The sequence below is a fragment of the Candidatus Thermodiscus eudorianus genome (assembly GCA_015521085.1).
Classification (GTDB): Archaea; Thermoproteota; Thermoprotei_A; order Sulfolobales; family Acidilobaceae; genus Thermodiscus; species Thermodiscus eudorianus.
Window position 1 is genome coordinate 93,444 of the sequence record WAOW01000004.1, and the last position, 25,731, is coordinate 119,174.

The following is a 25,731-nucleotide window of genomic DNA, read 5'->3' on the forward strand; positions in this document are numbered from 1 at the left end:
AATCCTAAGTATATCCCTTAGGCCAGGGACCTCTTCATAGCGCTCTCAAGAGCCTTAAGGGCATCGCCCCGAGCCCACTCTAACCCGAGCCTCTCAACAGTCTCCGGCAGTGGAACCCCGAGCTCCGGGTGCCAGCCCCTTATCCTATAGTACTCCCTTATGGCTTCCACCTTATCCTGCTCGTCGATGAACGCCTTCTCACCCCTTAAGGGCCCCTCGGGCTCGGGCTCCATCCACCTCCTGGGTATGTCGTCGTGCAGGGGCGGGTAGAGCCCGCTGAGCACCGCGTGTATCCTGGCCAGCGCCTCGGCCCTTCTAGGCACTAGTAGCAGGTCCTCTATACTCCTCTCCTCGCCGGTAACGTACTTGTAGAACTCTACTATAGCCTCTCTCGGGTAGGGGACGAACCTGCAGATCCCAAGGGTGTCGAATAGCGCGTCCAAGTCCCTGGCGTCAGCCATGCTCTTGACTACATCCCTAGCAGGCCCACTGCTCGGGGGATCCCTGGTTCTAGGCCATCCCCTTAGGTGGCTGGCGCCTACATCGGCCGTGGCATAGCTGACGGCGAGTCCTCTCCTGCCACGCGGGTCCCAGGCCGGTGCCTCCAGCTTCTTCACGTGCACCGCCCGCTCGCCTCCGACACCAAGTATCCTTGAGGCCTCGGCGACCCCCTCGGCTAGTACGGCGCCGATTCCCCGCCTGTATGCGATGTCGTTGATCAGCCTCTCGACGGCCTCCGCGTCGCCGAAGCCCTCGGCGGTGATTCCATAGCTTGCCGGGTCTAGTAGTCCCTCTTCGACTAATTCGAGGAACCAGGCTATCACGTTCCCGGTGCTGATAGAGTCAATTCCCAGGTCGTCGACGAGCCTGTTAAAGTAGAGCACGGCGTCCAGGTCGAACACGCCAGTTGAGGCTCCGAGCATTGCGAGGTTCTCGTATTCGGGCTTGACCAGGAACTCGAACCCCTTGAACCTGGACTTCGCATAGCGGGCGCACTTGATCGGGCAGCTAGCCCCGTGTATATACCATGGGGGCTCTGCCTCCCTCTTCTTTACCTCGCCCCCTCCGAGCTTCTCTGCCAGCTCAACCGGGATCCACGGCTTCCGGAAGTTGTAGCTGGGGCTCATACCCATCTGGGCGGAGTATAGGAGGGCGTTAGTCGTGCCGTACGTGCGCATGTCAGCGTACCTCCCGCTAGACGCGAAGTAGTCATACCACTTCCTACCTAGCCTGGAAAGGGATTCTTCGTCGGCGACGCTAGGCTTCTTGGAGCCATATACGGCGATCCCCTTCAGCTTCTTGGAGCCCATGACAGCCCCCAGGCCCCCGCGGCCAGCGGCCCTCTCCTCGTCGAAGGCTATATGGGCGAATCTAACCAGGTTCTCGCCTCCCGGCCCTATGACTGCTACACTAGCCTTGGCACTGGTCTCATCCCTAATCCTGCGGGTGGCCTGAGGGACCCTCAAGCTCCACAGCTTCTCAGCGCCCCGGATCTCGGCCTCGCCGTCGTTCACCCAGAGGTAGACCGGGTCCTTTGAAGCCCCCTCGACCACTATCCCGTTGAACCCGGCCTTCCTAAGCAGGGGGCCGAAGAAGTCTCCAGCAGAGCTGTCGTGGATTAGGCCCGTGAGCGGGCTCCTGGACACGACGCTTACCTTGCTGGCACCGGGCACGAGTGCGTTGAAGAAGCCGGCGGCGAACACGATCTTGTTGGAGGGCGACAGGGGGTCCGTGGCCGGTGGAACCTCCCGGTAGACTAACAGGGTCCCCAGTGATTTTCCGCCCAGGAACAGGGTGACCGTCTCCTCGTCCAGCTCCTCAACCCGCACAGTCGACTTAGACAGGTTTACCCTTAGGATCTCCACGGTCAAGCCCTAGACCCCCTCTAAACAATAAGACGCCCACTAGATAAAACACTTCCCAGGGGGCCTATGAGGTAACGGCCGTGACCTCAGCACAGGCTGTGAGGAGCCGTGTTTAACCCGAGGCCCCCTCCAAGGAGGGACCCTCCAGCACCTCTATGCCCCCGGTCGATAGTTAGCCTATCTACACTACCAGCTTGTAGAGGAGCGGGAGCACCGCTCCCACGGCCGCGTAGCCTTTCCCCACTCCAACTTTCACGAGTCCATAGGCTGTTAGCAGGAAACCCACTACCAGGAGTGCCAGGCCTATGGGGGATGTGGAGGCCGAGACTAGGCTCTTGAAGTGGAGATCACCGGTTATAGCAAGGTACACTATCCTCAGGCTGTATGGTAGCATGCTGGAAGCCCTCACCGCTAGGACCGCGTGGATGGGCGGCCGGTTCCTGTCTAGCAGTACGGGGATCATTATCAGGATCGAGTCGATGCCCGCGGCGACGAGCGGGAACAGGAAGCTATATACTAGGGCCTCCAGGGGGGCGATGGCGAACTCCAGCAGCTTGAGGCCTATTAGGCTGTGAAATGCCACGGCGAGCATTACGAGCACGAAAGTGGCCATGGATATGCCGAGCCAGGCCCCTATATAGAAGGATGCAGTGAAGTAGATTCCATACTGCCTGGTATAACGTCGTATCTCCGCGAAGACCCTGCCGGGCGATACTACTGCCTTGAAGGGCGCGGTCAACCCGTTTCTAAGCAGGTGCATCATGGAGGGCATGCTACTCCACCCATAGGATTATTCTATGTATAGCATCATGTATATTAATTAGAGAGGGTTGTCTCCGTGTTAATCTGAATTTAGAAAGTACAGCATCCCAGAGATTGGAGGAGCCGTGGTGTGTGACTGGTGTGCGGTATCATCGGGTTAACCACGGAGAAACGTGGCAATATCGCCGAGCTGCTCGTCGAGGGCCTGAGGAGGCTGGAGTACCGGGGGTATGACAGCGTCGGCATAGCCCTTGTGGGGTCTAACGGCCTAGTCATACGTAAGGCCGCTGGCAAGATAGACGACTTCGCCAAGAAGATAGACTTCGCCAGCCTGAAGGGCAAGGCCGGGATAGGGCATACGAGATGGGCGACGCATGGGAGCCCAACCGACTACAACGCCCATCCCCACACCGATTGTAGGGACGAGATAGCAGTCGTCCATAATGGCGTCATAAGGAACTTCGCCTCTCTAAGAGAGGAGCTCGCGGCGAGGAACCATAGACTGAAGAGCGAGACCGACACCGAGCTCATAGCGCATCTAATAGAGGAATACCTTGCAAGAGGCGATGAGTTCATAGTGGCGTTTGCCAAGGCGCTATCGAGGTTACAGGGGACCTATGCCCTAGCCATAGTCCACAGGCGGGAGCCCGACAGGGTCTACTTCGCCAGGATGAGGAGCCCACTACTCCTAGGCCTAGGAGAGGGAGAAAACGCTGTTGCCAGCGACATCCCAGCCCTCCTAACCGTGACCAGGAGGATACTGCCCCTGGAAGACGGCGAGTTCGGATACATAACGCCCAGGGAGGTGAAGATATACAGGCTCAACGAGGAGGGAGTAGCCAGGGTCCCGGCCGGGGAGCTAGCGTCTAGGACGAAGACCATCGAATGGACCCCTGAAGCCGCGTCGAAATCCGGGTATCCACACTTTATGATAAAGGAGATATATGAGCAGCCCCAGGCCCTCTACGACACATACAATGGGTCCATCGAGGATCCGGCTGTGAGGGAGGCCGCCAGGCTACTCGTAGAGTCTGATAAGGTCATCATAGTAGCCGCTGGCACGAGCTACCACGCCGGCCTAGTCCTACACTACTTCCTATCCAGGCTCGCCAAGAGGATTTCGAGCCCCTTGATAGCATCGGAGTACGAGGTCCTGCTCCCGGTCGTGGACAAGGATACCCTCGTAGTCGCGGTCAGCCAGAGCGGGGAGACCTTCGACACCCTGGAAGCCGTGAGGCACTACATGGAGAGGGGAGCAAAAGTGGTTGGCGTTACAAACGTGATCGGCAGCGCCCTCTCAAGATACGCAGACCTCAGCCTCTACACTCGGGCCGGGCCCGAGATAGGAGTCGCCGCCACCAAGACATACCTGACACAGATACTGCTCCTCGAACTACTCGCCGTCGCCGCCTCTAGGGAGAACAACGTTATAGACGAGGACGAGGCCAGACTCCTAAGGAACATGATCGGAGACGCCCCAGTTGTGGTTAAAGACGCTATAGAAGTCGGAGATCCCGAGGCCCGAGAACTCTCCAGGGTCATCCAGAGAAGCAGCATGTACATACTAGGCCGCGGGCTCGGCGCGTACCTGGCTAAGGAGGCCGCATTGAAGGTGAAGGAGATAGCCTACGTCCATGCGGAGGCGTACCCCGCGGGGGAGAGCAAGCACGGGCCCATAGCCCTCGTCGACAAGGGCTTTCCCGTCTTCGTGCTAGGCACCAGCGACTCCCCAGAGGTATCCGGTAACGCCATAGAGATGAGGGCTAGGGGTGCGTGGGTCAGGGTAGTCAAGCCAGCGAATCTAGAGTTGGACCTGCCCAGGGATATCATGGTCCAGGACTCCCCGCCGACAAGCCACATACTCCTAGAGCCCTTCAGCATAATACCATTCTTCCAGCTACTAGCATACCACATGGCAGTCCGCAGGGGATATGATCCCGACAAGCCACGTAACCTAGCCAAGACGGTTACCGTCGAGTGAGACGGGGGTGTGTTCGTCGTGTGGACGGCTATACTAGCTGGAGGATGGGGTAAGAGGCTGGGCCCACTGACTAGTAAGAGGCCCAAACCCCTTATCCGCCTAGGAGGCAAGAGGATACTCGACTATACCATAGGCCAGGTCCTACAGGTTAGACCCGAAGGTGGGAGGATTATAGTTAACCCATCAATGATACCGTTAGAGGGGGCTCCACCGGGCTTCGAGGTCGTAGCACAAAAGGAACCCGGCCTTAACAACGCGATAAGTCATGCCCTGGAAGACGTCCCTGAGAGAGAGGTGTTGCTTTCATTCACAGGATACCTTGCTAGGCCGAACAACATAGCTGCTAGGCTGCTGGACTCCTATAGCGAGAGCCAGTACCCCGTTGTCATGGCGTTGGCTCCTATAGCTAGTGGCCTGGAGACTTTTGGCTTCGTGAGCGTGGGCTTGAAGGGTAATGTGGAGAGGATAACCGAGACCCTTGAAGAGTGGAGGGCCGGGAGAGGCTACGTCTTTGCAGGCGTCTTGATCGGCAAGTCGACGGTCCTAAGGATATTGTACGAGAAGGGGTTCATGGATGGGATGAACGTTCTGGCCAGGAGGGGGCTCGTGGGAGCGTATATATGGGAGGGCGACTGGCTGGAGATAGCCTATCCATGGGATCTCCTAGAGGCGTATAGGCTGGTGCTAGACAAGTACTCTACTACTATAAGGGGCAGGGCGGAGATCGACCCCTCGGCTAGGATCGGTAACGGCGTCGTCATAGAGTCCAACGCGGTAATAGAGGAGAACGTTGTCGTCAAAGGCCCCGCCTTCATAGGCAGCAGGGCTAGGATCGAGGCTAACTCCGTGATAGGCCCTGGAACAGTGATAGAGGAGGGCTCGGTAATAGGGCCCCTATCCATAGTCAGGAGAAGCGTCATCCTAGAGGAGAGCAGGATAGGCGCGGGCTCGGTGCTAGCGTCAAGCATAGTCGGCGAGAACAGTAGGCTCCCACCCTATACTGTGGCCCGTGACGGGGAACTAGCCGGGATCCCCGAGTGGATGAAGGGCCTGGTTGAGGGCAAGCCCAAGAAAATAGTCCTCGGAACAGTCTTCGCCCCCTATACGACGCCAGACGAGATCACCTGCAAGAGCCTACAACCAGGCACGCTAGTTAAATAACAAGTAAGCCCGGTAGCAGAGCCCCGCCAGCCAAGGGAACGACCTCACCGCTTTGGCCCCACATCACCATATATTTCAGCCCGGTCCACCTCTCCTGGTAACGTCTGAGGTGGACCATCGATCACCGGGGACCCTGGCTGGCGGGGCCACGGGGTAATAGGAGTGGCTGGCAAGGGTAAAAAACGGAAGGTCGTCTTCCTCGGAAGGCATATAATGCTCAAGGGGGAGTATGCTGGGAAACTGTTCTCGGGCGAGAAGAGAGCCACTGTGAGGCTCGGCATCGTCAGGGTAAGGCACCCAGAGGTCATAATACACGCGGGAGGCAGGCCCGTGGCAAAGGCCAGGATAAGGGAGATAATTGTAAAACAGGTGAAAGACCTAACGGATGATGACGCAAGGCTCGACGGTTTCAAAAGCAAAGAGGAGCTATTCAGGGAACTCAAGAAGATGTATAGAGACATCAGCTTAGACGACTACGTGTCGGTCATTACATTCGACTCGATCAGGAGGCTAGACGAGCAGGCCTCCGAGGACCCCTATAGAGGGCTATCCCCAGGCGACTTGGCTCGTATAGCGCTCAGGTACCTAAAGGACGAGCTTGACGACGAGGAGAGGAGGATCCTCCTTGACCTAACTAGGACCAATAGCATCAGGCTGACGGCTACTAGGTTGTATGGCGGCGTGCATAGGAGGAAGAATGTCAGGAGGGTTCTAAGAAGGGCCCTGCATAGGCTGAAGGAACTCGGTGTCCTGGGGTAGAGGCGGGCGTCTATCGCTTTATAGTAGACGCCCGGGTATACTAGTCACAGGGTACTGGCCCGCCTGTGGGGTCTCGGCCATGTCTTGGAGGTGTACCCTCTATTGGAGCATGAGATTGTCGAAGTAGGGCCTTGTCCGGCATGCGGGGCGCCCGGAGACTATAAGTATAAGCTGAAGTGGCCGGGCGAGTCCAGTAACGATGTAGTCATATCGGTTTCATTCGAGTGCCCTGTCTGCGGGTATAGGGTGTCTGGAGAGAGAATTATCGTCCCCCTCAAGGCTCTTTACCTGATGAGGAACATGTTCATGCCAAGACTGAGGCCGGTAATCGAGAAGATGTACTTGACATCTCGCATGTCCTTGGACAGGTAAAGTATAAGGCCTCCCGGCTGGGAGGCTATGTTGGGTGTTTCATGCAATGACTCGGTGGAAGCTTGCTTGCACGGAGTGCGGCCGAACCTGGGAGTTGCCAGTCAGCTTCAGGCTCGATAAGATGGGCCGGATATACCATTTCTGCCCCTACTGTAAGAGGAACACCTTCCACATAGTTCTAGGTAAGGTATCGGATGGTGCCGCTGACACCGTAGAGGCTGAGGAGGCCCTTTACCTCGGAGACGAGCTCGCTGAAGGGTAAGACCTCCTGGGTCCCTGGCCTGGCACGCCTCCTAACGGTTACAGTCCCAGACTCCATCTCCCTCTCGCCTATAGTCGCTATGTAGGGTGCCCATAGCCTGCCAGCCCTTCTAACCCTGGCTCCAACCCCCTTGGTGGTCTCATCGACTACAACACTGGCCCCTATGCTGGCTAGCTCCCTTACAATAGTCCTGGTATAGTCGGCTACGGTTTCCCCCACTGGGATCACGTATACCGTTATGGGGTGGAGCCATACTGGTAGCGTGGGCGTGTGGTCTGTGGCCTCTGCAGCTGTCGCCTCATAGTCCACCGCCGCCCTGGCTAGATTACCTAGGGGGCCTACCAGGGTATAGCCCTCCGTCTCTACGCCTAGGGGGAGACACGCTTTACCCTGGTAGAGGACTAGGTTTCCCTCCACGCCCAGATCTAGGCAGTCTGCATCGCCGCACAGCTTGATCCTATGTAGCTGTTTCACCATGCCTGGGTCAATCTCTTCTAAGATTTCGCTAATACTGGCCTCGGTCTTCACTACAGCTGAGGCTAGTGGCGTGCCTGTAACCGAGTTCAGGGGGGCGGTAGAGCCTTCAATGTAGAGGTGTTTTACCTTGTCTACCATATGCATGTCGCTTGGATCCACGTAGGGAGTGTTCCTGTAGTGGTCTACTGGTCTCTGCAGCGCCTCTATCCTCTGTTTCAGCCTGGCAACTAGGTTGGTGCTAATCCATGATTCGAACCTGGTCAGGCCGAATAACTCAATTTTCTCCTTTGTTAACCCGCTGAAGCGTAACGTCCCCGGGGAGAGGCATTCTGGTACTAGCTTCATGTTGATGGCCTTATCCAGGTCTATGCGCTTGCCTTCATACCTATACCATACCCTAGCCTCCGTGGGGGTTATTGTGCGTGAGAGTTCTGCTAGTGGATGGCCTTTTGCGTGGAGCTTGAACTCCTTATACCATCCGAAGGGGGCTCTATGTAGTTCTCCCTCCCACGCGCCACGGAGCTCCCTCTCTATCATCACTAGTATACGGTGCGCCTTGGCCGGCCGTTCTAGGTTGCTGCTTAGATGCGCGTAGGGGTATAGCACTATAGAGGAGGACTTCACAGTGTCGCGGGCATATTTCAGGATCTCTCTAGCGGCCTCTGCGGCGGCCTCTTCGGAATCGCCCCTTTCAACACTTAGGTATGCTACGGTGGCGTTTCTGCTCGCGTATTCTGATGGGGGATCGGGTGGGTTTTTGATCGCGGGTTTGTGGGTCTTGTACCATATTTCCTCGGCGTGGATCAAGAGTATCCTCAAGGCAGTGGCCCCACCGTTTACTTACGATTCTTTGCCCGTCTAAAAAGCGCGTGAACGAGTTATCCTGTATTTGGGGACCTCCCACGTCGGGCTATCTATCTTTTACCTGGGTTGTACGCTATATGGTTAATTGTTTGGGTTTCCAGGCCCGGCGCACGTGGAATATGTCCGGTGCACTGGGGGACTAGGAACCCTGGTGCACCGTAACCATATTACCCTTGGCGCATAGGGAGAGGAGTTGAGGGGGACTGGAAAGATATGGCTAAGAAGCAAAAGGAAATAAAAGATATAACCGATCTCCCGGGTGTAGGACCCAATGCCGCCCAGAAGCTGATAGAACACGGCTACACCAGCATCGAGGCGATCGCAGTCGCAACACCACACGAGCTCAGCCAGGTGACAGGTATACCGTTACCGACGGCCCAGAAGATAATACAGGCCGCCAGAGAGGCCCTGGATATACGTTTCAAGACCGCTAAGGAGCTTAAGATGGAGAGGCTGAACGTCAGAAAGATAACGACTGGGAGCAAGGCCCTCGACGAGCTATTAGGCGGTGGCGTGGAGACTAGGACGATCACCGAGTTCTTCGGAGAATTCGGGAGCGGTAAGTGCTTCTCAAAGGATACAACCGTCTACTTCGAGAATGACGGCGAGCTGCATGTAATGAGCATAGAAGAGGCCTATAAAAAATACCTCAAGGATAATGGAGAGGTACGCGTAGACGAGGGATACGCTGTACCAGTCCACAACCTCTGGGTTTACTCCGTTGACACCTCCAGTATGAGGCTAGTGAAGACCAAGGCGAAGTTCATCTACAGGGAGAAAGTTAGGAACATAGTCAAGATAACATTCGACAACGGCGTGGAAGTAAAGACCACCCTAAACCACCCAGTGCTAGTCCTCGGCGGGGAAGGAAAGCCGCAATGGAGGCCTGCCCGCGAGGTAAAGCCTGGCGATAGGGTCGTGGCCCTAAGGGAGATCCCAGTCGACCGCTCGAATACAGGGCTTGGAGACGCGGGAGAGAAGCGGAGGCTTCTAAAGCCCACGGTAAAGGTTCAGAGCCCAGAGAGCTTCGACTTATCCGGGCTAGTCGAAGTATATAGAGTGGCCTCCGCCGAGATAGAGGGGTACAATGACTGGGTATACGATCTAGTCGTGCCGGGTATACACAACTTCATAGCTCCAAACGGCTTGATACTACATAACACCCAACTCTGCCATCAACTCGCCGTCAATGTACAGCTGCCGGAGGACCAGGGAGGCCTGGACGCCAAGGCAGTCTACATAGATACAGAGGGCACTTTCAGGTGGGAGAGGATCGAGCAGATGGCCAGAGGAGTGGGCCTAGACCCAGACGAAGTCATGGAGAAGATATACTGGATAAGAGCAATAAACAGCCACCACCAGATGGCCATAGTAGAACAACTATTCGATCTACTAAAGAGGGAGCCGATAAAGCTGGTAATAGTCGACTCTGTGACCGGGCACTTCCGAGCCGAATACCCAGGACGTGAAAACCTGGCGATGAGGCAACAGCTCCTGAATAAGCACCTCCACCAGCTGGCCAGGCTAGCTGAGATATACAACGTGGCGGTCGTCATAACAAACCAGGTAATGGCCAGGCCAGACGTATTCTATGGAGACCCGACCACGGCCGTGGGAGGCCACGTGCTATACCATGCGCCGGGCGTACGTGTGCAATTGAAGAAGAGCAGGGGCAACAAGAGGATAGCAAGGGTGGTAGACGCCCCTCACCTCCCCGAGGGAGAGGCGGTCTTCGCCATAACAGAGTGGGGCATCAGGGACGTCGAATAGCGGAGTGGCCCGGCTTAGACCCGAGACACCCCCTAACACACTCAACCAACCCGTCACTACAAACTCTACCCCGGCAAACCACGCCCCTGGCACCCAACTCGACCCAACAAGCTATATCCTCCAAGACAATACGGCTACCATCCCACGCACCCCTACCCACGACCTCGCCGCAACACCGCAGGGTAACCACGGGAACCCTATGCCTCAGGTCGCTCAAGACATCGCGTTCAACCACGTGCTCGATGGTAACGGTTGGCTCCTCCGGGAACCCACAGGCCCTGCAGGAGAGTCCCTTGCACAACACGATCCAGTACCCGATACTACCCTTAGCGAATCTTATCCTCCTAAGCATCCGGTTTGGATAGCGCGACTTCAAGGGTAGTGTCAGCTTCACCACATCCCCGACGCCAAGCTCCTCTAAGCCCTTCAATGGGTCAAGGGACACGCCCTTCACCCACCAAGCAAACTGGCTACCGGCCCGTCTCCAAACAAGAGGGCAGCCGATAGACCCAGCCATAGGAGCGTTACTAGTGGGAGTAGTGGCGTAGCCTCGATTTCCTTATCCCAAGCATTGAGACGCGCGATTATCTCGTGGGGGTCCCCCTCTATGCGGGAACCCGATGGAATCCACCAGTGAAGGTGTTCCACGAGGTACGACCCCTTAACCCTCACCCGGCCCCTGGCAAGGCATCTCACGCCACACGCCCGGTATAGCTGGATTGCTAGGTAGGCGACGACGAATGGAATAGAATAGGTAATAGATAGGAGGACTGATGGGAAGATACTGTTGGGGACGGCCGGTAGTGCTATGGCGAGGAAGGAGACAGCCGCTAGATCAGCCCCGCCTATCAGGTCGATCTTGTACATCAACCCCACGAACAATACCATAAGCCCGTTCATTGCATAGAGGTAGAGGTAGCTCCACGGGCCCTGGGGCTTATTCATTATCGAGGCGAGCCCCAGCACGCCTAGGATCGGAGCCGGTATGAGCCATAGCTCTGGGTCCACCTCCCTGTAGATGTAATCCATTATCCCGGCTATCGTGAAGACGGCTAGTGTGAGGGCAGAATTCACGACTTCTATGTTCAATGGCTCCCCTCCCTGATCATGGATTCGACACTCTTTACTAGATCGAGCGGGTGCCTGCCGGGTTTATCCCTCCTATCGTCGACCATCACTATAGTGACCACACGGTTCACTCCCAGGCCAGTGAGCCTATCGTGTATCTTACCCAGTATCTCGCCCACCCTGGTGAGGTCGTCCAGGGATATGACCGTCGTGTCGGGGGTGACTATGGGGTCGAATCCCTCCTCCACCAATACCTTGACCGCCTCGGCCACGTACTTGGACACGCTCCTCTCGCCTGTTATGGGGACCACTTTAAAAGACACTATCGGCACCGCCACGCACCCCATATACTAGTTGAGTGGTTGGTCGAATATTACTTTCGTACGATCACCCTGCTTAACAATTAGAGCATGCGTTATAGTATTGCCAGCGTATATTATTGGTTGTCGAGTTAACAAATATATCCCGTCTAGGGCCAGGATATAGCGCTAGGGTGGATCGAGACGATGAACGAGATACGGCTAGACAGGGCCTCAACCCTCTACGCGGTACTAGTCGCACTGTTCACCGGAAGCCTGGTCTCATCCAACTACCTGGCGTCGAAACTGTTCTCAGCAAACATACTAGGATACACCGTAGCGGCCCCAGCAGCTGTACTAGCCTACGCCATGACCTTCCTATTCACCGATATAATCAGCGAGGTCTATGGTAGAAAGGCAGCGGGCACCGCCGTCCTAATAGGATTCGCGACCCAGATAATAGTACTCCTCTACAACTACTTCGCCATAGAACTCCCCTACGCCCCCTTCAGCCCCGTCGGCAAGGAGGCCTACGAGGCCGTAGTAGGCAGTAGCGCTACCATAATCATAGCCAGCCTAACGGCATACCTCATAAGCCAGACCCACGACGTGTGGGCCTTCCACTTCTGGAAGGCCAAGACAAGGGGGAGGATGCTCTGGCTCAGGAACAACGCCTCGACGATGGTAAGCCAGCTAATAGACACGGCGATATTCATCACGCTAGCCTTCAACATACTACCGAGGCTAATGGGTGGAAACCCGCTCCCCTGGAGCGCGGTGGAGAGTATAATAGTGGGCCAGTATATAGTGAAGTGGCTTATAGCGCTGGGCGACACCCCGCTAGTGTACCTGGGCACATACCTCGCCCTCAATTATATAGGCGTGGAAATACCGGGGAGGCTTGGAGTCGTAGGAGACAGGGGCTATCCTGGTAGAAGCCTATTCCACGACCAGGGCTCCTAGCCGGGCCGCAGTCCTAGCGATCCTCTCAGCGAGCCCCCTGCTCCTAGTCTTTACAAGGGCAAGCTCATTCAAGTAGACTATCTTCAAGCCCTCTACCCTGCTCCTGTCCAGGACGGCGTCGAGCTTTTCAATGTCGATGGGTATGACGTAGTATCCATGGGGGTCCCTCCTAGAAAGTATATCCCTCAACACGCTTCCCAGGGACTCCATGGGCCATACACCCCCATTCCAGGACAGGGACGAGTTTCCCAAGGCTGCCCAGCATTATCAGTGGTATCGTCGAGCCCATATTTAAATCTTAATACAATGAAACTATTTAAAGGCAAAGAAGGGATGCCGCGTTCACTGCCCACTCCCGGAGGGTCCCCCCAAGCGTCAACCACTGTTAACCGGTCGAAGATGGCCCGCAGCCAGAAACGCGGCTCCGGCTTCGAGTATAAGGCCTCCCACGAGGGTATAGGGATCCAGCTTCAAAAACACCAGGACAGAGCCCGTTACCGCGAAGACCACGGCCAACAAGGCTACCCTGCCACCCCGCAGGAGGGCTACCGAGGAGACCAACACTATAACCAAGACCATGTCAACCACAGCGTCGGCCACCACAGGTAGATCGTATACGAGGGAAGCGGCCTTGACAGCCGAAACGGCTAGCAATAGAAGGCCGGCCACACGAGCCCTCCCGGAATACCTTGTAGAATAGACGAGGCCCGCCGCGATAGATGCCGCCAGCAAGAGTAGATTATAGGCTATGAGCGCCCCGAGGCTCTGCAGGGATAACCCGATTATCGCCTCGAACACCGCAATGGCCAAGAGGAAGTAAGTGTAGAAGAGGATCCTCGTCAAGGCTCTAGACCCTCTTCGACGATTGCAGCCAGGCTTCTAACCCAGTTGGCATAGTCGGATAAGCTCATCTTCTCGACAAGGCTATGCGTATACTTTAGAGGCGATGAAATAGCGATCGAGGGGACGCCAGCCACGTGGAACGCCGCCGCGTCGGTGCCTCCTCCAGCCGAGGAGACCTGTACGGGTATACCTTTATCACTTATCGTAGCGTGGATCCTCTTCACAAGCCTGGCAGGGGACACATAGGCGTTATCTATGGCCCTCAGGACCGGCCCTCCTCCGAGCTTCAATCCACCCGTAACCGAGGGATGGCAACAGGTGACGGTGTCAACGGCTATGAAGAGGTCTGGCTCAAGCCTCCTGTTGAGGGCTCTGGCGCCCATGAGGCCGACCTCCTCCTGCACAGTCCAGGCCAGGATCACCTCGGCCTTTGGATTTACAACGCCGCTGCCAATGAGCCTGGCCAGCTCCACTAGCGCCGCGCATCCAGCCCTATCGTCGAGGGCCCTGGAGGCCACGTATCTACCACCGGCTAGATACGAGATATGCTTCTTGAAGGTCACCTGGTCCAGTACATTGACCCCCAGTTCCCTGGCTTCATCGCCCGACTCGGCTCCCACATCGATCCTCAACTCATACCACGGCTTCACCTGGCTCTCCTGCCGGGTGGTTCGGGAAGCGAAGCGTAGATGCGGAGGCTCTGCTCCTATGACGCCTGGTATAGCGCCCTTCTCTCCATGCACCAGGACGTGCCTAGCCGGTAGTATCGCGTCGTCTATGCCCCCTAGCTTCCTGAAGGATAGGAGCCCGTTATCCTCTATGCCGGTAACCACTAATCCTATCTCATCCATGTGGGCTGCTATGACTATCCTCGGGCCGCGCCCTCCGAGGTGTAGGAGTAGGTTGCCTATCTTGTCCTCCTCGACCTTCCCGTACTTCGAGGCAATCTCCCTTAGGTAGTCCCGGACCCTGTCCTCGTAGCCTGGAGCGCCGGGTAGGAGGATTAGGTCTTCCAGGAGAGTCCTGTCTGGCGCCAGGGTCTCCAGGTAGGGCATCCTGTGATCCACCGGTTAGTATCCAACGTTGCACTCTTCCGGCATAAATTTAGGGGGTTGTGTAGGGTCTAGCCCAGTTCGACTGTGGCCTTGCCCACTACTCTCCCGTCTAGCCTCACCACCAATAATACCTGGTCTGGGACTTGTTCTCCCAGGTTCACTGTTAGGGTCTCCTCATGGAGGACCTGTACGCATACGGTCCCTGGCGGCGGGGAGTTTATGTCCAGTATAAGCGTCTCCTCCTTCTCCTGGTATGTCAGGTTGGCCTTGTAGCAGGGGTTCGGCAACTCTATTTGCAATGTCAGGTTTCCATCGTCGTGGTATATTGTTATGCTGAACTTGTACACGGTGAGGGTGACGGCGTTACCGGTGGAGTTCCCACTGGATGCTCCCATATTGCCTCCTGTCTCCGTTGTGCTAGTAGTCCTCTCTACTGTCGTACTTGTAGTGGTTTCCTTGGGGGTATTAGCGGCTCCCGTGGTTGTAGAGGGGGTGGTTGTGGCTCTAGTATTTGCTGGAACGGCCTCGTTGGCGTACATTACAGCGGCGACTGCTATCACCAGCAGTATTATTGCTATTGATGCAGCCACGTTCTTGTCCACTGGCCTCACCCATGGCGTGATATCATTCTAGCTATGGGGCGTTCCCCGCGGTAATTACGTTATCTAGCCTTGAAACCGCTGGTGATGGCCGGTTACACTCTCGTGTGACACGGTCCCACCGTGTAGCAACCCACTTAAGTAACTCCGTGAAAGTCGTAGTCTAGTATATAACCACGGGTTGCAATAGACGAGTGGGGTGATCGGTATGAAGAAGGCACTAACTAGGCTAGCGAGGATAGCCAGGAGAAACCCGCCCGAGGTGTATGGACCCACCCCCATACTAGAGGAGTTATCGGCCATGGGGGTAGTAGACGCTATGGCGCAAGGAGGCCAGCCAGCTGGGATAGAACTCTCAGAAGCGGTTAAAGCCAGGACATACGCCCGCTACGGCCACCTGGCATATATAAACACGTTCAGGTGAGCTCTATCCCGACCCCGCTGAAGACCTCCCTAGCCCTCCTATACTGGACCGGCAGGATCCTGAGCCAGTTCCAGAGCCTCTTATCCCCTAGCTCCCTTACCACCTCGTCTCTAAGGGCACCGATCCCGTCCAAGTACCCCCTCAGACCCTCAACGATGAGATCCCCCCTCTTCCCGAGAAGCACCGAGTAGTAGACATAGACTATCAGATCCCAGGCCCCCCTCCTGGCCGTGAACCCCCTAGCCTGCTCGGCGTCCACAAGCCCCACAGTGTCCCCATCTATGACGAAGTTGCCCGGGTTGGGATCGCCCAGGACGTATCCATGGCCGTGTATAGTGGCTAATGCCTCCCCCGACATCCTCCAGTAGAGGGGCTTATCACTGTCGAGTACGGGCTCGCCCTCGGCGAACTCCCTAACCATTACCGCCTTGGTCGGGTCTCCGCACACGCCTAGTATCCTGGGCGTTGGTATAACGCTTCTGAGCACCCTTAGGTGTCTATACTCGTTGGCGAGCCTGGACTTCGGGGTTATCAAGTAGTTTAGAGCTGGCGAGCTTGCAATCGACGCGGGGAGCCATTTGACAATCATCCTAAGATACTCTTTCACCGCCACCCTATCGCCCTTCTCGCCCCTGCATATGACTGTCGAGGAGGTCCACTGGGACCTCTTACATGACTCCACGACGCCGAGGTAGTATCGCGCTAGCTCCCTGGGCCCCGGGCACTCGTAGTGGAACCGGCCCTCTGGAAGCCTCACGTGCCTCGAAGGATCCGGGGCCTCCGGAGTCGAGATACAGTAGTTGAGCGTCATCCTACCGATCCTACCCATGTACCTGGCCACGTTGCCAGCCATGCCGAGCGTCTTGAGCTGTAGCTTCCTAATGTTGGATACAATGTATTCCCTATACCTCCTAGGCTTGACCTTGACTAGGCCTCCTTCAACGACTCCCGCAACACTGGCATGCTCCAGGTATGCACTAACAGTCTCATCGCTATTGATTGCGTCGCCTATCAGGCACCCCAAGGTGCTCCAAAGCATGTAGGCTCTACTGGCCGGGAAGAATGATGCCTCGACGCGGGCCTCGGCGGTTAAGGGGCCTAGGCGCGAGACCAGGTCAGCCGCCTGCTCCGCTACAACCCTCTTCCTATAGGTGTTGATTACCTCCTCCAAGCTATCGCTGTATGCTTTAAGCGGTGGGAGCAGGAGCCCGGCTATCCTCTCGCCGGCCAGGCTGAACTTGGCGTCGAGCTCAAGGTAGAGTCTAGGCGTGGATAGGGTTCTCGTCTCTTCGTTCCACTGGGGTATGACTGCCTTGTCGTCGACGATTATCCTGTATCCCGGCCCCTGTATCTCCTCCAAACGACTACACCCTCGGAGTCGCGTATCTCCACTATCCTATGCAGGGGGATCACGGTCTCCTCGTCGTCGAGGTAGACAGCCCATTCCGTCACTCTCTCCACCCGGTTTAGGGGGAGGCTTTTGAGCCGTGCACCCGTCTCGGGTGTACGGTCTATGTACATGATGGTGTAGTTATCACCTCCCTCGCTGTATAGTAGCTTGTTGATCTCTTGTTTTATTCTACTCCTCCTTCTACCCAACGCTCTACATCGGGGTAGGTGTTGACGCCTGGACCCTAAATTATATACTAGCCCGTGTAACTGGCCCAGCGTTACGGTGGGGTTGGCGTGGAGCACTGCGTGTTCTGCAGGATCGTCAGGGGCGAGATCCCAGCCTACACTGTATACAAGGACGACGACGTCACCGTTTTCCTCGACATCTACCCGGTCGACAAGGGCCACCTACTAGTAGTCTCCAACACCCACTATGAGTCCGCGGAGGAGGCCCCACCGGAGACGGCGGCCAAGGTATTCGCGGTGGCAACAGCCTTCGCCAGGATCTACAGGGTCAGGCTAGGGGCCCCAGGAGTAAACATACTGACGAACTCGGGGCGCCACGCTGGCCAGGAGATCTTCCACTTCCACGTGCACGTCATCCCCCGGTGGAGGGGTGGGGGATGGAGGGCGCTCCTAGCTAGGCATAGGTTGACCGAGGACGAGGCTAGGGAGGTGCTTGGCCTCCTAGAGCAACACCTGGATATAGTCAAAGAGTATGCTAGCCGGGTTTAGATGACTGGCCTCGTCTCAAGCTGCGGCGGGTACACGCTGGCCTCCCCAGTTATCTCCCTAGCTATATAGGCTGCAGCGAGCGTGGGGGCTATCAGGTAGTAGTTCCTACCCATCTCCCCGATTATAATTGACACCGCCAAGGGGACCTTCCCCGCGGCCCCGAAGAAAGCAGCCATCCCCACGTACGCGTAAACATGGCCTGGTAACGTGGCGTGGCTCCCGAGGAGTACATAGTATGCCCACCCGAGTAGTGCTCCCGAGAGTAGCGAGGGGGCGAAGACCCCTCCGCTCGCACCAGAGCCCACCATGAGCGAGGTGGCAGTCATCTTGGAGAGCGCCACTACGACTAGGAGGAGTGCTAGTGGTAGGACCTCCCTGTAGGGCAGGTAGTGTTGTATATCCCCGGTCAGTGCTATCACGATAGCCTTCTTGCCGGAGCCAGCTATGATTGGAAACGCCAGTATCAATGGGATGGCTATCAGGCTACCCATCACCGGTTTAGCCTCGATAGGCAGGCCCAGCCTCCTAACCAGCCTCTTGAAGACCCGGTCTGTGGAGGTGACCATCTTTATGAATATGTAGACGAATGGGGCTACGAAGAATCCCAGGCCTAGGAGCGTTAGGAGCCCGCCTACACTGTAGATCAGTGATGGCTCGACTATGATTCTGGGCAGGGGTTCGACGAACCTGAAGTAGGGGGCTGTCACCGCGTACGACACGAGGGCTGCCACGAAGGACGGCATGAAAGCCTGGGCCTCAAGGTCCCTCTTGTAGAGCACTTCTGTCGCGAAGAATGTGCTGCCCAGGGGGGCCCTGAAGGCCGCTGACAGGGCCGCCGCTATCCCCGCTGTGAACGCGATACTCCTGTCCCTCCTCGACAATCCGAGTATCCTCGCGATCCACGAGCCGAAGCCTGCTCCCATGTGGACGCTGGGCCCCTCCACCCCCGCGCTAGTACCCGTCCCTATGGTTAGCACGCTTGCGACCAGCTTCACAATGGGCACCCTTAACGGTATCAGCGCTGCCCGCTTGTGATAGGCGAATATCGCGGCTTCGGTCCCGCCCCCCTCGGCCTCTGGAGCTATCCTGTACACGATGGGGGAGCTCAAGGCGACCCCTGCTATGACGAGTAGGGCTATCTTGGCCTTGTCACTGGCCTGGGCGAATACTATGGATAGGTCGGTGGTCTGCGTCGCGAGGTTGACTCCCAGGAAGTGGGCGCTGTAGGCTACGGCTCTGGTTAGGAGGTTGAAGAATACTATGACCACGCCGCCGGCTATGACCCCTATTATAGTCCCGAGTATGAGCCATTTCTCGGCATACGCTAGGGCGTAGACTCGATCCCTCAGCCTCCTGGCCAAGCCTCCCCTCCCCTAGCGTTCAAGCCTGGCTATGAGGTCGTTGAAGTAACCCTCGTTCCTCTCTATTATCGAGTCCGTCGTTAGTAGCTGGAAGCTTATCGGCGTTATAGCCACATTCTCCTCCACGTGCACGACGTGCACGTCGGTCCCGGGCTCTGGCTCGGCCATCGTACCGTACATCCAATAGTACTTGTTTCCGCGTGGATCGAAGCTCACGTTTATCCTCTGTAGGAACTTTATGGAGGCCATCCTGGCTATCTTGACCTGCGTTGTATCCCTTATCCTGCGGGGGAAGTTGACGTTTAGCACCTGCACGTCGCGGGGCATGCCGTGGTCGAGGACGTACTCGGATATGCTCCTTGAGATCCTCAGTATCCGCTGGTAGTAGTCCGGGTCGGCGAAGCTATTCGAGTCCTCCACGGCGGCTGAGAAGGCTATCGCTGGGATGCCGAGGAGAGCCGCCTGGGCAGCCGCCCCAACGGTGCCGCTGGACAACACTACTTGAACACTGGTGTTGTCTCCTATGTTGACCCCGGAGACTACTAGGTCGAGCTGTGGAACGGCCTCGTTCAGCGCCAGATAGATTATGTCGCTGGGGGTCCCGTTAGTCAGGTAGATATCCACGTCCCAGTACCGCACCCTGTATACTCTAAGCGGCTTGTGCAGGGTTATCCCGAGTCCGCTGGAGCTCTTAGGGGTCTCCGGCGCGAATACTATGGTCCTGCCCAGAGGCCTCACGGCATCGTAGAGTAGCTTGAGCCCGAGGCTATATACGCCGTCGTCGTTGGTGACGAGTATCTTCTTGTCCATCCTGGACCCCTCTAGGAAACTGTACAGGAACCAGGATAAAGGCGTGTAGGAGCTAGCACTCTATACTATATGGTTCAACGACCCCCTCAGCAACCCTATCCAAGCCACTATACTTGCTGGGCAGGGGTTTGCCGGCAACGATATTCTCAACCAATAGCCTGGCTATTGAGGGGGCAAGGCTGATCCCCGCTCCATTAAACCCGGTCAAGGCATACACCGAGTCCCGGATCTCCGCCGCCAAGGGGAGCGAATCCCCAGTCGTTATACAGGGGGCCGACCATATCTGAACGATCCTGGACTCCCAGGCCTCGGGGACCCGGCTCGCATACTGTTCTAGCACCCTGTATGTATCCTCTGGGTCGGGCTTGAACCCCTCGAACGGATCATCTATCACGGCATTGGACCCGTCGCCTATGTTGAACCGGCTCCGGCTAACTGGGACCAGGTAGTAGCCCAGGGAGTCGTCCTCGATAACCATCCCCGGGGTGGGTCCCTCTACACTGGCTAATTGGCAACGGTAGATTACTGTCGCCCCGGATACCTCGGGCAACAGCTGGGGCGTCCAGGGCCCAGCGGCTACGATAACCGGCCCCTCCAGCCTCTCCTCCCCGGCGTAGAGCCACGGGCCGCGTCTAACCGCCCTGGACTCGTGTATCCTCACGCCCATACTGGTTAGAGTGGAGTAGAGGCTGTTTATGACCCAGCCAGTATCTACTATGAACGTCTTTATAACCGCGTAATAGTCTCCTCCGAGGTCGAAGTCAATCCCGAGATCTTCTATACCGGTTCTGGGCGGTGATAGGCCTAGCTTCCCATGTATCTCCATGATCCTCTCAGCGCACTCCCTGTTCTTGACGACCCATAGCGCGGGTTTCTCGACGATCCTCCCCTCGGATCCAGGCAGCCCCCTATAGAACTCATAGGTCTCGATGACATGCCTCAATAGGTCCTCCTCGAATATAGTCACCAATATGCCAGCGCTCTTGCCAGAGGCACTATAGCCGGGGTACTCCATCTCGTATAGGTCGACGCTAAACCCCTCTCGGGCCAGGAAGTACGCTGCAGAGAGCCCCGCAATGCCCCCGCCGACTACAGCCGCTTTCGCCAAAGGCATCCTCCTCCGGTAGACGCCGTAGAGACGGTCCCAGCGCGGTAGACCCGACTCCTCCAAGCAACCAAGGGGACTTATAACCTGGAGCGAGGCGTCTTCCATGGGAGCACGGCGTTGAAGGTACTAGTCACCAACGACGACGGCATAGAGGCTCCAGGCATCTACAGCCTAGTCAAGGCGTTGAACAACGCAGGCCACACTGTATACGTGGCGGCCCCAAAGGACCCCGCCAGTGGTATGGGCAAGGCGTTGAAGGTCAGGGCCAGGTATGGGGAGGCCAGGTACGAGGGCGCACGGAGAGCCTGGTGGGTCGAGTCAACCCCCGCGACGGCGGTCTACCTAGCCATAAACCTACTCGTCGACGAGGAGATAGACGCCGTTGTCTCCGGGGTCAACAGGGGGCCGAACATAGGGCTGGAAGACCTACTAACGAGCGGCACCATAGGAGCGGTCATGGAGGCGGCGCTCAACGGGCTGCCCGGCGTTGCGGTGAGCCTTGCCACGGACAAGGGAGTAGACCCGGGTGAATACGATCTAGCCTCGAACCTCGCAGCCAGGCTGGTCCCAATGCTAGCAGTACTCGACCCGGGCGAGTTCGTGAACCTCAACGTGCCCGAGAACCCCCGGGGCGTCATGGCGACACGCCTAGCGTGGAACAATTACCGGGTCAGGCTGAAGAGGGTAGACGGATTCGTGGCCCCCGAGGCGCACGGGTTCAGGGAGAGGTACTGGGATCTGGCCGAGGGGACCGACGTTTGGGCCGTGATGAACGACTACGTGAGCGTAACGGTCATAGACCTGAGGAACCTAACGGATAGCATCGTAGACCTGGAGAGGACCGGTGAAATAGCACGCAACCTAGGGCTACCCCGGAGGGGCCTCGGCTAGGAGGCCAGCGACGTAGTTCCTCCTGAGCCAGTGTATTATCCTCGACAAGGGTATCTCCACGGGGCACACCTCATCGCACCTACCGCACTGGAGGCATAGGAGGCTGAGGGCCCCGGCCTCCTCCATGCTATGGGTTATCGCAGTCCAGTTGATCCCCATGGGCCCGCCGTACACTGGGCCTCCCCAGACGTTGGCGGTGTGCCTCCACACCGGGCACTCCCACTGGCACCTGCCGCATCTTATACACCTCAACTGTTCTCCGAGGAGGGTCCCTCTAGCCCTAGTCCTCCCATTGTCGACGAGAACCAGGTGCACCTCCCGGGGGCCGTGAGCGCCGTATACGCGCCTATGCTCTATGTCGGCGGTGCTGGAGGGCCCACTTATCACGTTAAGGTACGTGGGCGGGTATAGACCCGCATAGGCGGCCTGGACAATGGCCTGCTTGACCGCGGTTTCGAGGGTGTCGACCACCTTCTCAACGCCAGCGACAATTATGTGCCTCTCGGGGAGCCCGGTCACGAGCCGTATATTGCCCTCGTTCTCCACCAATACAACGCTAGCCGTGTCGGCGGCGATGGCATTGGCACCGCTTACACCATAGTCGGCTCTGGAGAACTTCTCCCTCAGGAACCCCCTAACCGCCGAGACTATGTCCTCGGGCCTGGGGTCCCTCGGCAGTTCCAGGCCTAGCTTCTCTCTAACCAGTTTAGAGGCTTTTTCAACGGTCAAGTGTATGGCGGGGGCCGTGGTGTGCATGGGCTTCGAGCCCTCAAGCTGTATCAGGAGCTGGCCCAGGTCCGTCTCCCACACCTCGTTGCCCTTCTCGGCCAGGTACTCCCTCAGGCCTATCTCTTCGGCGACCATGCTCTTCGAGAAGACCACTAGCTTGCCAGACCCCACGATGTCCCCTACTATCTCCCTGGCCTCCACCGCGTCCCCGGCAAGGTAGACCTTAACCCTATGCCTCTCCCCAGCCTTCACCAGCTCCTCTATCAACTCATCTAGCCGCTCAAGGCTACGCTTCCTAGCCTCCAGGACCTCCTCGGCGAGCCTCCTAACATACTGGTAGGCCTCCAGTATGCGGGGGACCCTCTCCTCTGCGTGTACACTAGACTTCCACACGGCCTGCTGGAAGGACTCGTCCCCCAGGACCCTATAGATCCTATCTACAACATCCTGTATGCCCGTCAACCCCGCTCACCGGCTAACAGTAGCGATATATCGATTATCTCGGCATCGTCCGCAACCCGTGACAGGTTGGCGTGGCATATAGGGCATAGGGTAACGATCCTCCTACCCCTCTCCCTCAACTCCCTGAACCGGGCCTCGGCTATCCTCCTAGAGAGCCTAGGCGCGATACTCTCGATAGGCCCCCCGCAGCAGTAGGTCATCCTCCCAGACCTCTTCGGCTCGACAACCCTGTAACCGGCGCCCGCGAGGAGCCTCCTCGGCTGGGCTATGATACCCAGGCCCCGCGCGTAGAGGCAGGGATCGTGTATAACGATATCGCCTCCTCCCCTCCTGGACGCGGGCTTGTAGCCTCTCTCATCCAGTACCTCAAGGTATGACTTGACCTCCAGGTCGAAGCCGTCGATATACTCTGGGTAGACTTCCCGTAGCACGTGCGTGGTGTGGGGGTCAACAGTCACTACCAGGGGGGCGCCGGTCCCCTTCAGCGCCTCGTAGACCCGCGTTGCATGCTCCCGGAAAACCTCTTCGAGGCCGAGATCGTAGAGTAGCACTCCACTGTACCCGTCTAGATCGGGTCTATAGGCTATCCTAACCCCGGCTTCGGCTAACAGCTCTACTATGGCCCTGAGGACCCTCCTAGAGTATTCTACCTCGGCCTTGCTGGGCTTGGCGAAGACGCCTGCTAGATCCGTTAACTTCAGCCTCCTAGCGGCCCTCAGGAGGAGCCCTGAGGCCCGGGAGCCCTCAAGCCTCTCAAGGTACCTGACCATGGCGTTTATGTAGGGCATCAGCTGGTAGAGCCCGCCTGTGTAGAGGAGGGCGTCGCCCTCCCGGGGCAGGTCTAGGCCCTTGCTCCACTCATGTATGACTTCGGGCTTGACGGGGACCGGGAGGCCCCGTCTACGCGTCTCCTCGGCCATCATCAAGAGTATCTCTTTAACGTCAAGCAACCGAGACACCCTCCTAGAGTCCACGGCTGTAGAGGGCCCTAGCAGCCCTCACGACGCCGACTATATCCAGGGAGGCCGGGCACTTCAAGTGGCACGCCTCGCATAAGAGGCATGTATAGAGGCTGTTAATAGCCTCACCAGTATAGCCGGCCTCCCCCCGGGCTATGGCTAGGGCCAGGTTCACCCGGCCCCGGGGCCCATAACCCCTATGGGGGCCCAATGGTAGAGTGGGGCATAGGGCCTCGCAGAAGCCGCAGAACATGCACTTACCGGCCTCCGCCAGTATATACTCGCGGGGGTCCCTCTGCAAGCCGCCACCCCTCCCCGGGCCCTACACTACCTTGCCCGGGTTGAGTATGCCCTTCGGGTCGAATACCCTCTTCACGCCTCTCATCAGTTCCAGGAGCTTCTCACTCCCCCGGTGTCTAGCCTCCAATTCCAAGCCCTCCTTCTTGAGGGTCCCTATGCCGTGCTCCGCGCTCACGCTACCGCCAAGCCTTAGGGCTAGTCTCATGACCTCGTGGTACCACTCCTCAACCCTCCTACGCTCCTCCGAATCCCTGGGGTCGAATCCCACGGCCGGGTGCAGGTTCCCATCGCCTATGTGGCCCCCGAGCATCATGGTGAACCCGTACCTCTTCGATATCTCCACGAGGCCCTCCACGGCCTCCACCAGCCTGCTGGGCGGCACCACGATATCCTCTATGAGGACCATGACCTTCCCGGCCCCGCCCAGCCTCTCACGGGTATAGTGTACCTGGGCGGTGAACAGGTTCTTCCTGATCGAGAAGAGGCCCTTCTCCAACGCCTCTTCCGTGGTCCAGGCCCTATAGAGTGTATGGGCCCCATTGTCAACCGCTATAGAGGAGAGCCAGTCGAGCATTCGACCAGCCGCCTCCCTATAGACGTCGACGCCGACCAGCAGCATGTGGCCCCTGGCATCCAACTCTACCCCGGCCAGGCGCTTGGCCCTCTCAACGGTCTCAGCCTCCATGAACTCTGCTATGTAGGGCGTCACCCTACCCTGCTTGATCTCGATGACGGTCTGGGCCAGGTCTTCGAGCCTCTCGTAGAACGCCAGTATGTAGACGACCTGCTCTGGTATGGGGGTGATCCTTAGCACCGCCTCGGTGACGAGGCCCAGGGTCCCCTCGCTACCCACGATAAGCCGGGTCAGGTCATAGCCCTGCCTGCACTTCACAGTTCTACAGCCGACGCGTACCAGGCTCGCGTCCTCGTCGGCCACCACGAGTTCGAGGCCGAGGACCCAGTCCCTCATAGTACCATACTTGGCCCCCCTCATGCCACCGGCTCCATTATTTATGGCTCCTCCAACCGTGGCTACTGCACTGCTAGCCGGGTCCACGGGGAACATGTAGCCGTAGCTGGCTAGGGCGTTGTTCAGCTCGTCAAGCCTCAAGCCGGGCTCGACCACGACGGTCCCATCTACTATATTCACCTCGCGTAGCCTCCTCATCCTCTCAAAGCTAACGACGACCCCGCCCTCCACGGGGTACGCGTTGCCCGACAGGCTGGTCGCACTGCCCTGGGGATAGACGGGGAACTCCATTTTATAGGCGAGCCGTACTAGCTTCCTAACGTCGCCGGCGTCCTCGGGGAAGACAACGGCCTCGACGCCCTCGGCTTCAAGACCGCTGGGCTCCCTAGTGTAGAGGCGTATAATCCCTGGATCATCGATAACCTTGTCCCTACCCAGTGCTCCGCGTAGCTTCGAGGCGATACCCAAGCACAGGCACCTACTAGCATCT

At 57.6% G+C, this 25,731-nt stretch carries 27 protein-coding genes and 3 pseudogenes; 11 read left to right on the plus strand and 19 right to left on the minus strand.

The genetic code is table 11. The annotated features are described in order from the left end of the window. Positions 1 to 17 precede the first annotated feature (17 nt). Positions 18 to 1,865 (minus strand): aldehyde ferredoxin oxidoreductase family protein, encoded by a 1,848-nt coding sequence (locus F7C38_02160; protein ID MCE4600358.1) that lies wholly within the window; start codon positions 1,863 to 1,865, stop codon positions 18 to 20. A 181-nt stretch (positions 1,866 to 2,046) separates the two neighbouring features. Next, complete coding sequence (locus tag F7C38_02165; protein ID MCE4600359.1) at positions 2,047 to 2,637, minus strand: hypothetical protein; 591 nt, start codon at positions 2,635 to 2,637, stop codon at positions 2,047 to 2,049. A 129-nt stretch (positions 2,638 to 2,766) separates the two neighbouring features. On the opposite strand from F7C38_02165, the gene glmS reads away from it, so the two are divergent. From glmS to F7C38_02185, 4 genes are all read left to right on the plus strand, one after another. Further along, complete coding sequence (glmS, locus tag F7C38_02170) at positions 2,767 to 4,608, plus strand: glutamine--fructose-6-phosphate transaminase (isomerizing) (GenBank protein ID MCE4600360.1); 1,842 nt, start codon at positions 2,767 to 2,769, stop codon at positions 4,606 to 4,608. A gap of 9 nt (positions 4,609 to 4,617) precedes the next feature. Further along, the gene (locus F7C38_02175; GenBank protein ID MCE4600361.1) at positions 4,618 to 5,769 is read left to right on the plus strand and encodes an NDP-sugar synthase; all 1,152 of its coding nucleotides are present in this window, start codon (positions 4,618 to 4,620) and stop codon (positions 5,767 to 5,769) included. 162 nt (positions 5,770 to 5,931) lie between these two features. Continuing rightward, positions 5,932 to 6,528 (plus strand): ASCH domain-containing protein, encoded by a 597-nt coding sequence (locus F7C38_02180; GenBank protein ID MCE4600362.1) that lies wholly within the window; start codon positions 5,932 to 5,934, stop codon positions 6,526 to 6,528. 102 nt (positions 6,529 to 6,630) lie between these two features. Next, positions 6,631 to 6,900 carry a ZPR1-type zinc finger protein gene (locus F7C38_02185; protein MCE4600363.1) on the plus strand — a complete coding sequence of 90 codons (270 nt, stop codon included), beginning with the start codon at positions 6,631 to 6,633 and terminating at the stop codon, positions 6,898 to 6,900. A 178-nt stretch (positions 6,901 to 7,078) separates the two neighbouring features. On the opposite strand, the gene F7C38_02190 is transcribed toward F7C38_02185, so the two are convergent. Next, positions 7,079 to 8,458 carry a hypothetical protein gene (locus F7C38_02190; GenBank protein MCE4600364.1) on the minus strand — a complete coding sequence of 460 codons (1,380 nt, stop codon included), beginning with the start codon at positions 8,456 to 8,458 and terminating at the stop codon, positions 7,079 to 7,081. 258 nt (positions 8,459 to 8,716) lie between these two features. Here F7C38_02190 and F7C38_02195 point away from each other — a divergent pair. The 3 pseudogenes from F7C38_02195 to radA all read left to right on the plus strand — a co-directional run bounded on the left by F7C38_02195 (position 8,717) and on the right by radA (position 10,273). Continuing rightward, positions 8,717 to 9,067 (plus strand): annotated as a pseudogene (locus tag F7C38_02195) (helix-hairpin-helix domain-containing protein). 54 nt (positions 9,068 to 9,121) lie between these two features. Then, a pseudogene (locus F7C38_02200) lies at positions 9,122 to 9,634 on the plus strand (Hint domain-containing protein). A gap of 30 nt (positions 9,635 to 9,664) precedes the next feature. Next, positions 9,665 to 10,273 (plus strand): annotated as a pseudogene (gene radA, locus F7C38_02205) (DNA repair and recombination protein RadA). On the opposite strand, the gene F7C38_02210 reads toward radA, so the two are convergent. Genes F7C38_02210 through F7C38_02220 form a run of 3 tightly spaced genes read right to left on the minus strand, consistent with a single transcriptional unit; the run spans position 10,257 to position 11,673 of the window. Beyond that, on the minus strand, positions 10,257 to 10,718 hold the full coding sequence (locus tag F7C38_02210; GenBank protein MCE4600365.1) for a hypothetical protein: 462 nt from the start codon (positions 10,716 to 10,718) through the stop codon (positions 10,257 to 10,259). The pseudogene radA and the gene F7C38_02210 sit on opposite strands and share 17 nt — an antisense overlap. Before the next feature lie 5 nt (positions 10,719 to 10,723). Next, complete coding sequence (locus F7C38_02215; GenBank protein MCE4600366.1) at positions 10,724 to 11,362, minus strand: hypothetical protein; 639 nt, start codon at positions 11,360 to 11,362, stop codon at positions 10,724 to 10,726. Beyond that, positions 11,359 to 11,673 carry a thiamine-binding protein gene (locus F7C38_02220; GenBank protein MCE4600367.1) on the minus strand — a complete coding sequence of 105 codons (315 nt, stop codon included), beginning with the start codon at positions 11,671 to 11,673 and terminating at the stop codon, positions 11,359 to 11,361. The genes F7C38_02215 and F7C38_02220 overlap by 4 nt, the downstream gene beginning before the upstream one ends. A 174-nt stretch (positions 11,674 to 11,847) precedes the next feature. Between F7C38_02220 and F7C38_02225 the strand changes: the two genes are divergently transcribed. Continuing rightward, positions 11,848 to 12,603 carry a queuosine precursor transporter gene (locus tag F7C38_02225; GenBank protein ID MCE4600368.1) on the plus strand — a complete coding sequence of 252 codons (756 nt, stop codon included), beginning with the start codon at positions 11,848 to 11,850 and terminating at the stop codon, positions 12,601 to 12,603. Here F7C38_02225 and F7C38_02230 read toward each other — a convergent pair. From F7C38_02230 to F7C38_02245, 4 genes are all read right to left on the minus strand, one after another. Next, positions 12,580 to 12,813 (minus strand): hypothetical protein, encoded by a 234-nt coding sequence (locus F7C38_02230; protein ID MCE4600369.1) that lies wholly within the window; start codon positions 12,811 to 12,813, stop codon positions 12,580 to 12,582. The genes F7C38_02225 and F7C38_02230 overlap by 24 nt on opposite strands. Positions 12,814 to 12,978: 165 nt before the next feature. Then, positions 12,979 to 13,446 carry a hypothetical protein gene (locus F7C38_02235; GenBank protein MCE4600370.1) on the minus strand — a complete coding sequence of 156 codons (468 nt, stop codon included), beginning with the start codon at positions 13,444 to 13,446 and terminating at the stop codon, positions 12,979 to 12,981. After that, positions 13,443 to 14,501 (minus strand): M42 family metallopeptidase, encoded by a 1,059-nt coding sequence (locus F7C38_02240; protein MCE4600371.1) that lies wholly within the window; start codon positions 14,499 to 14,501, stop codon positions 13,443 to 13,445. Before F7C38_02240 ends, F7C38_02235 begins: the two co-directional genes overlap by 4 nt. 68 nt (positions 14,502 to 14,569) lie before the next feature. Beyond that, positions 14,570 to 15,103, minus strand: a complete 534-nt coding sequence (locus F7C38_02245; GenBank protein ID MCE4600372.1) for a hypothetical protein — start codon at positions 15,101 to 15,103, stop codon at positions 14,570 to 14,572. Between the two features lie 205 nt (positions 15,104 to 15,308). On the opposite strand from F7C38_02245, the gene F7C38_02250 reads away from it, so the two are divergent. After that, a complete protein-coding gene (locus tag F7C38_02250; GenBank protein ID MCE4600373.1) occupies positions 15,309 to 15,524 on the plus strand; it encodes a hypothetical protein in 216 nt (71 codons plus the stop codon). Here the strand turns inward: F7C38_02250 and F7C38_02255 are convergent. Next, the gene (locus tag F7C38_02255) at positions 15,517 to 16,884 is read right to left on the minus strand and encodes a hypothetical protein (protein MCE4600374.1); all 1,368 of its coding nucleotides are present in this window, start codon (positions 16,882 to 16,884) and stop codon (positions 15,517 to 15,519) included. The two genes, F7C38_02250 and F7C38_02255, sit on opposite strands and share 8 nt — an antisense overlap. Continuing rightward, positions 16,851 to 17,123 carry an RNA repair domain-containing protein gene (locus F7C38_02260; protein ID MCE4600375.1) on the minus strand — a complete coding sequence of 91 codons (273 nt, stop codon included), beginning with the start codon at positions 17,121 to 17,123 and terminating at the stop codon, positions 16,851 to 16,853. The genes F7C38_02255 and F7C38_02260 overlap by 34 nt, the downstream gene beginning before the upstream one ends. Positions 17,124 to 17,210: 87 nt before the next feature. Here F7C38_02260 and F7C38_02265 point away from each other — a divergent pair, with 87 nt between their 5' ends. Further along, positions 17,211 to 17,651, plus strand: a complete 441-nt coding sequence (locus F7C38_02265; GenBank protein ID MCE4600376.1) for an HIT family protein — start codon at positions 17,211 to 17,213, stop codon at positions 17,649 to 17,651. Here F7C38_02265 and F7C38_02270 read toward each other — a convergent pair. From F7C38_02270 to F7C38_02280, 3 genes are read right to left on the minus strand one after another with little or no spacing between them, the layout of a single operon-like run. Beyond that, entirely contained in the window at positions 17,648 to 19,012 is a 1,365-nt protein-coding gene (locus F7C38_02270; protein MCE4600377.1) for a chloride channel protein, read from the minus strand. The two genes, F7C38_02265 and F7C38_02270, sit on opposite strands and share 4 nt — an antisense overlap. A 12-nt stretch (positions 19,013 to 19,024) precedes the next feature. After that, on the minus strand, positions 19,025 to 19,822 hold the full coding sequence (gene surE, locus F7C38_02275; protein ID MCE4600378.1) for a 5'/3'-nucleotidase SurE: 798 nt from the start codon (positions 19,820 to 19,822) through the stop codon (positions 19,025 to 19,027). Between the two features lie 52 nt (positions 19,823 to 19,874). After that, entirely contained in the window at positions 19,875 to 20,930 is a 1,056-nt protein-coding gene (locus F7C38_02280; GenBank protein MCE4600379.1) for an FAD-binding oxidoreductase, read from the minus strand. Positions 20,931 to 21,047: 117 nt separating this feature from the next. Here F7C38_02280 and surE (F7C38_02285) point away from each other — a divergent pair, with 117 nt between their 5' ends. Beyond that, complete coding sequence (surE, locus tag F7C38_02285) at positions 21,048 to 21,821, plus strand: 5'/3'-nucleotidase SurE (protein ID MCE4600380.1); 774 nt, start codon at positions 21,048 to 21,050, stop codon at positions 21,819 to 21,821. Here surE (F7C38_02285) and F7C38_02290 read toward each other — a convergent pair. From F7C38_02290 to F7C38_02305, 4 genes are read right to left on the minus strand one after another with little or no spacing between them, the layout of a single operon-like run. After that, the gene (locus F7C38_02290) at positions 21,798 to 23,012 is read right to left on the minus strand and encodes a lactate utilization protein (protein ID MCE4600381.1); all 1,215 of its coding nucleotides are present in this window, start codon (positions 23,010 to 23,012) and stop codon (positions 21,798 to 21,800) included. The genes surE (F7C38_02285) and F7C38_02290 overlap by 24 nt on opposite strands. Next, positions 23,009 to 23,962 (minus strand): (Fe-S)-binding protein, encoded by a 954-nt coding sequence (locus tag F7C38_02295; protein ID MCE4600382.1) that lies wholly within the window; start codon positions 23,960 to 23,962, stop codon positions 23,009 to 23,011. The genes F7C38_02290 and F7C38_02295 overlap by 4 nt, the downstream gene beginning before the upstream one ends. 13 nt (positions 23,963 to 23,975) lie before the next feature. Continuing rightward, on the minus strand, positions 23,976 to 24,272 hold the full coding sequence (locus tag F7C38_02300; protein MCE4600383.1) for a (Fe-S)-binding protein: 297 nt from the start codon (positions 24,270 to 24,272) through the stop codon (positions 23,976 to 23,978). Between the two features lie 21 nt (positions 24,273 to 24,293). After that, positions 24,294 to 25,709, minus strand: coding sequence for an FAD-binding protein (locus tag F7C38_02305; GenBank protein ID MCE4600384.1), 1,416 nt, complete (start codon positions 25,707 to 25,709; stop codon positions 24,294 to 24,296). Between the last annotated feature and the right edge of the window lie 22 nt (positions 25,710 to 25,731).

Bases quoted from the DNA above. Each gene is read 5' to 3' on its own strand.
- F7C38_02165 (MCE4600359.1), bottom strand. From the start codon at position 2,637: ATGCCCTCCATGATGCACCTGCTTAGAAACGGGTTGACCGCGCCCTTC.
- F7C38_02225 (MCE4600368.1), top strand. From the start codon at position 11,848: ATGAACGAGATACGGCTAGACAGGGCCTCAACCCTCTACGCGGTACTA.
- F7C38_02230 (MCE4600369.1), bottom strand. From the start codon at position 12,813: ATGGAGTCCCTGGGAAGCGTGTTGAGGGATATACTTTCTAGGAGGGAC.
- F7C38_02240 (MCE4600371.1), bottom strand. From the start codon at position 14,501: ATGCCCTACCTGGAGACCCTGGCGCCAGACAGGACTCTCCTGGAAGAC.
- F7C38_02250 (MCE4600373.1), top strand. From the start codon at position 15,309: ATGAAGAAGGCACTAACTAGGCTAGCGAGGATAGCCAGGAGAAACCCG.
- surE (MCE4600378.1), bottom strand. From the start codon at position 19,822: ATGGACAAGAAGATACTCGTCACCAACGACGACGGCGTATATAGCCTC.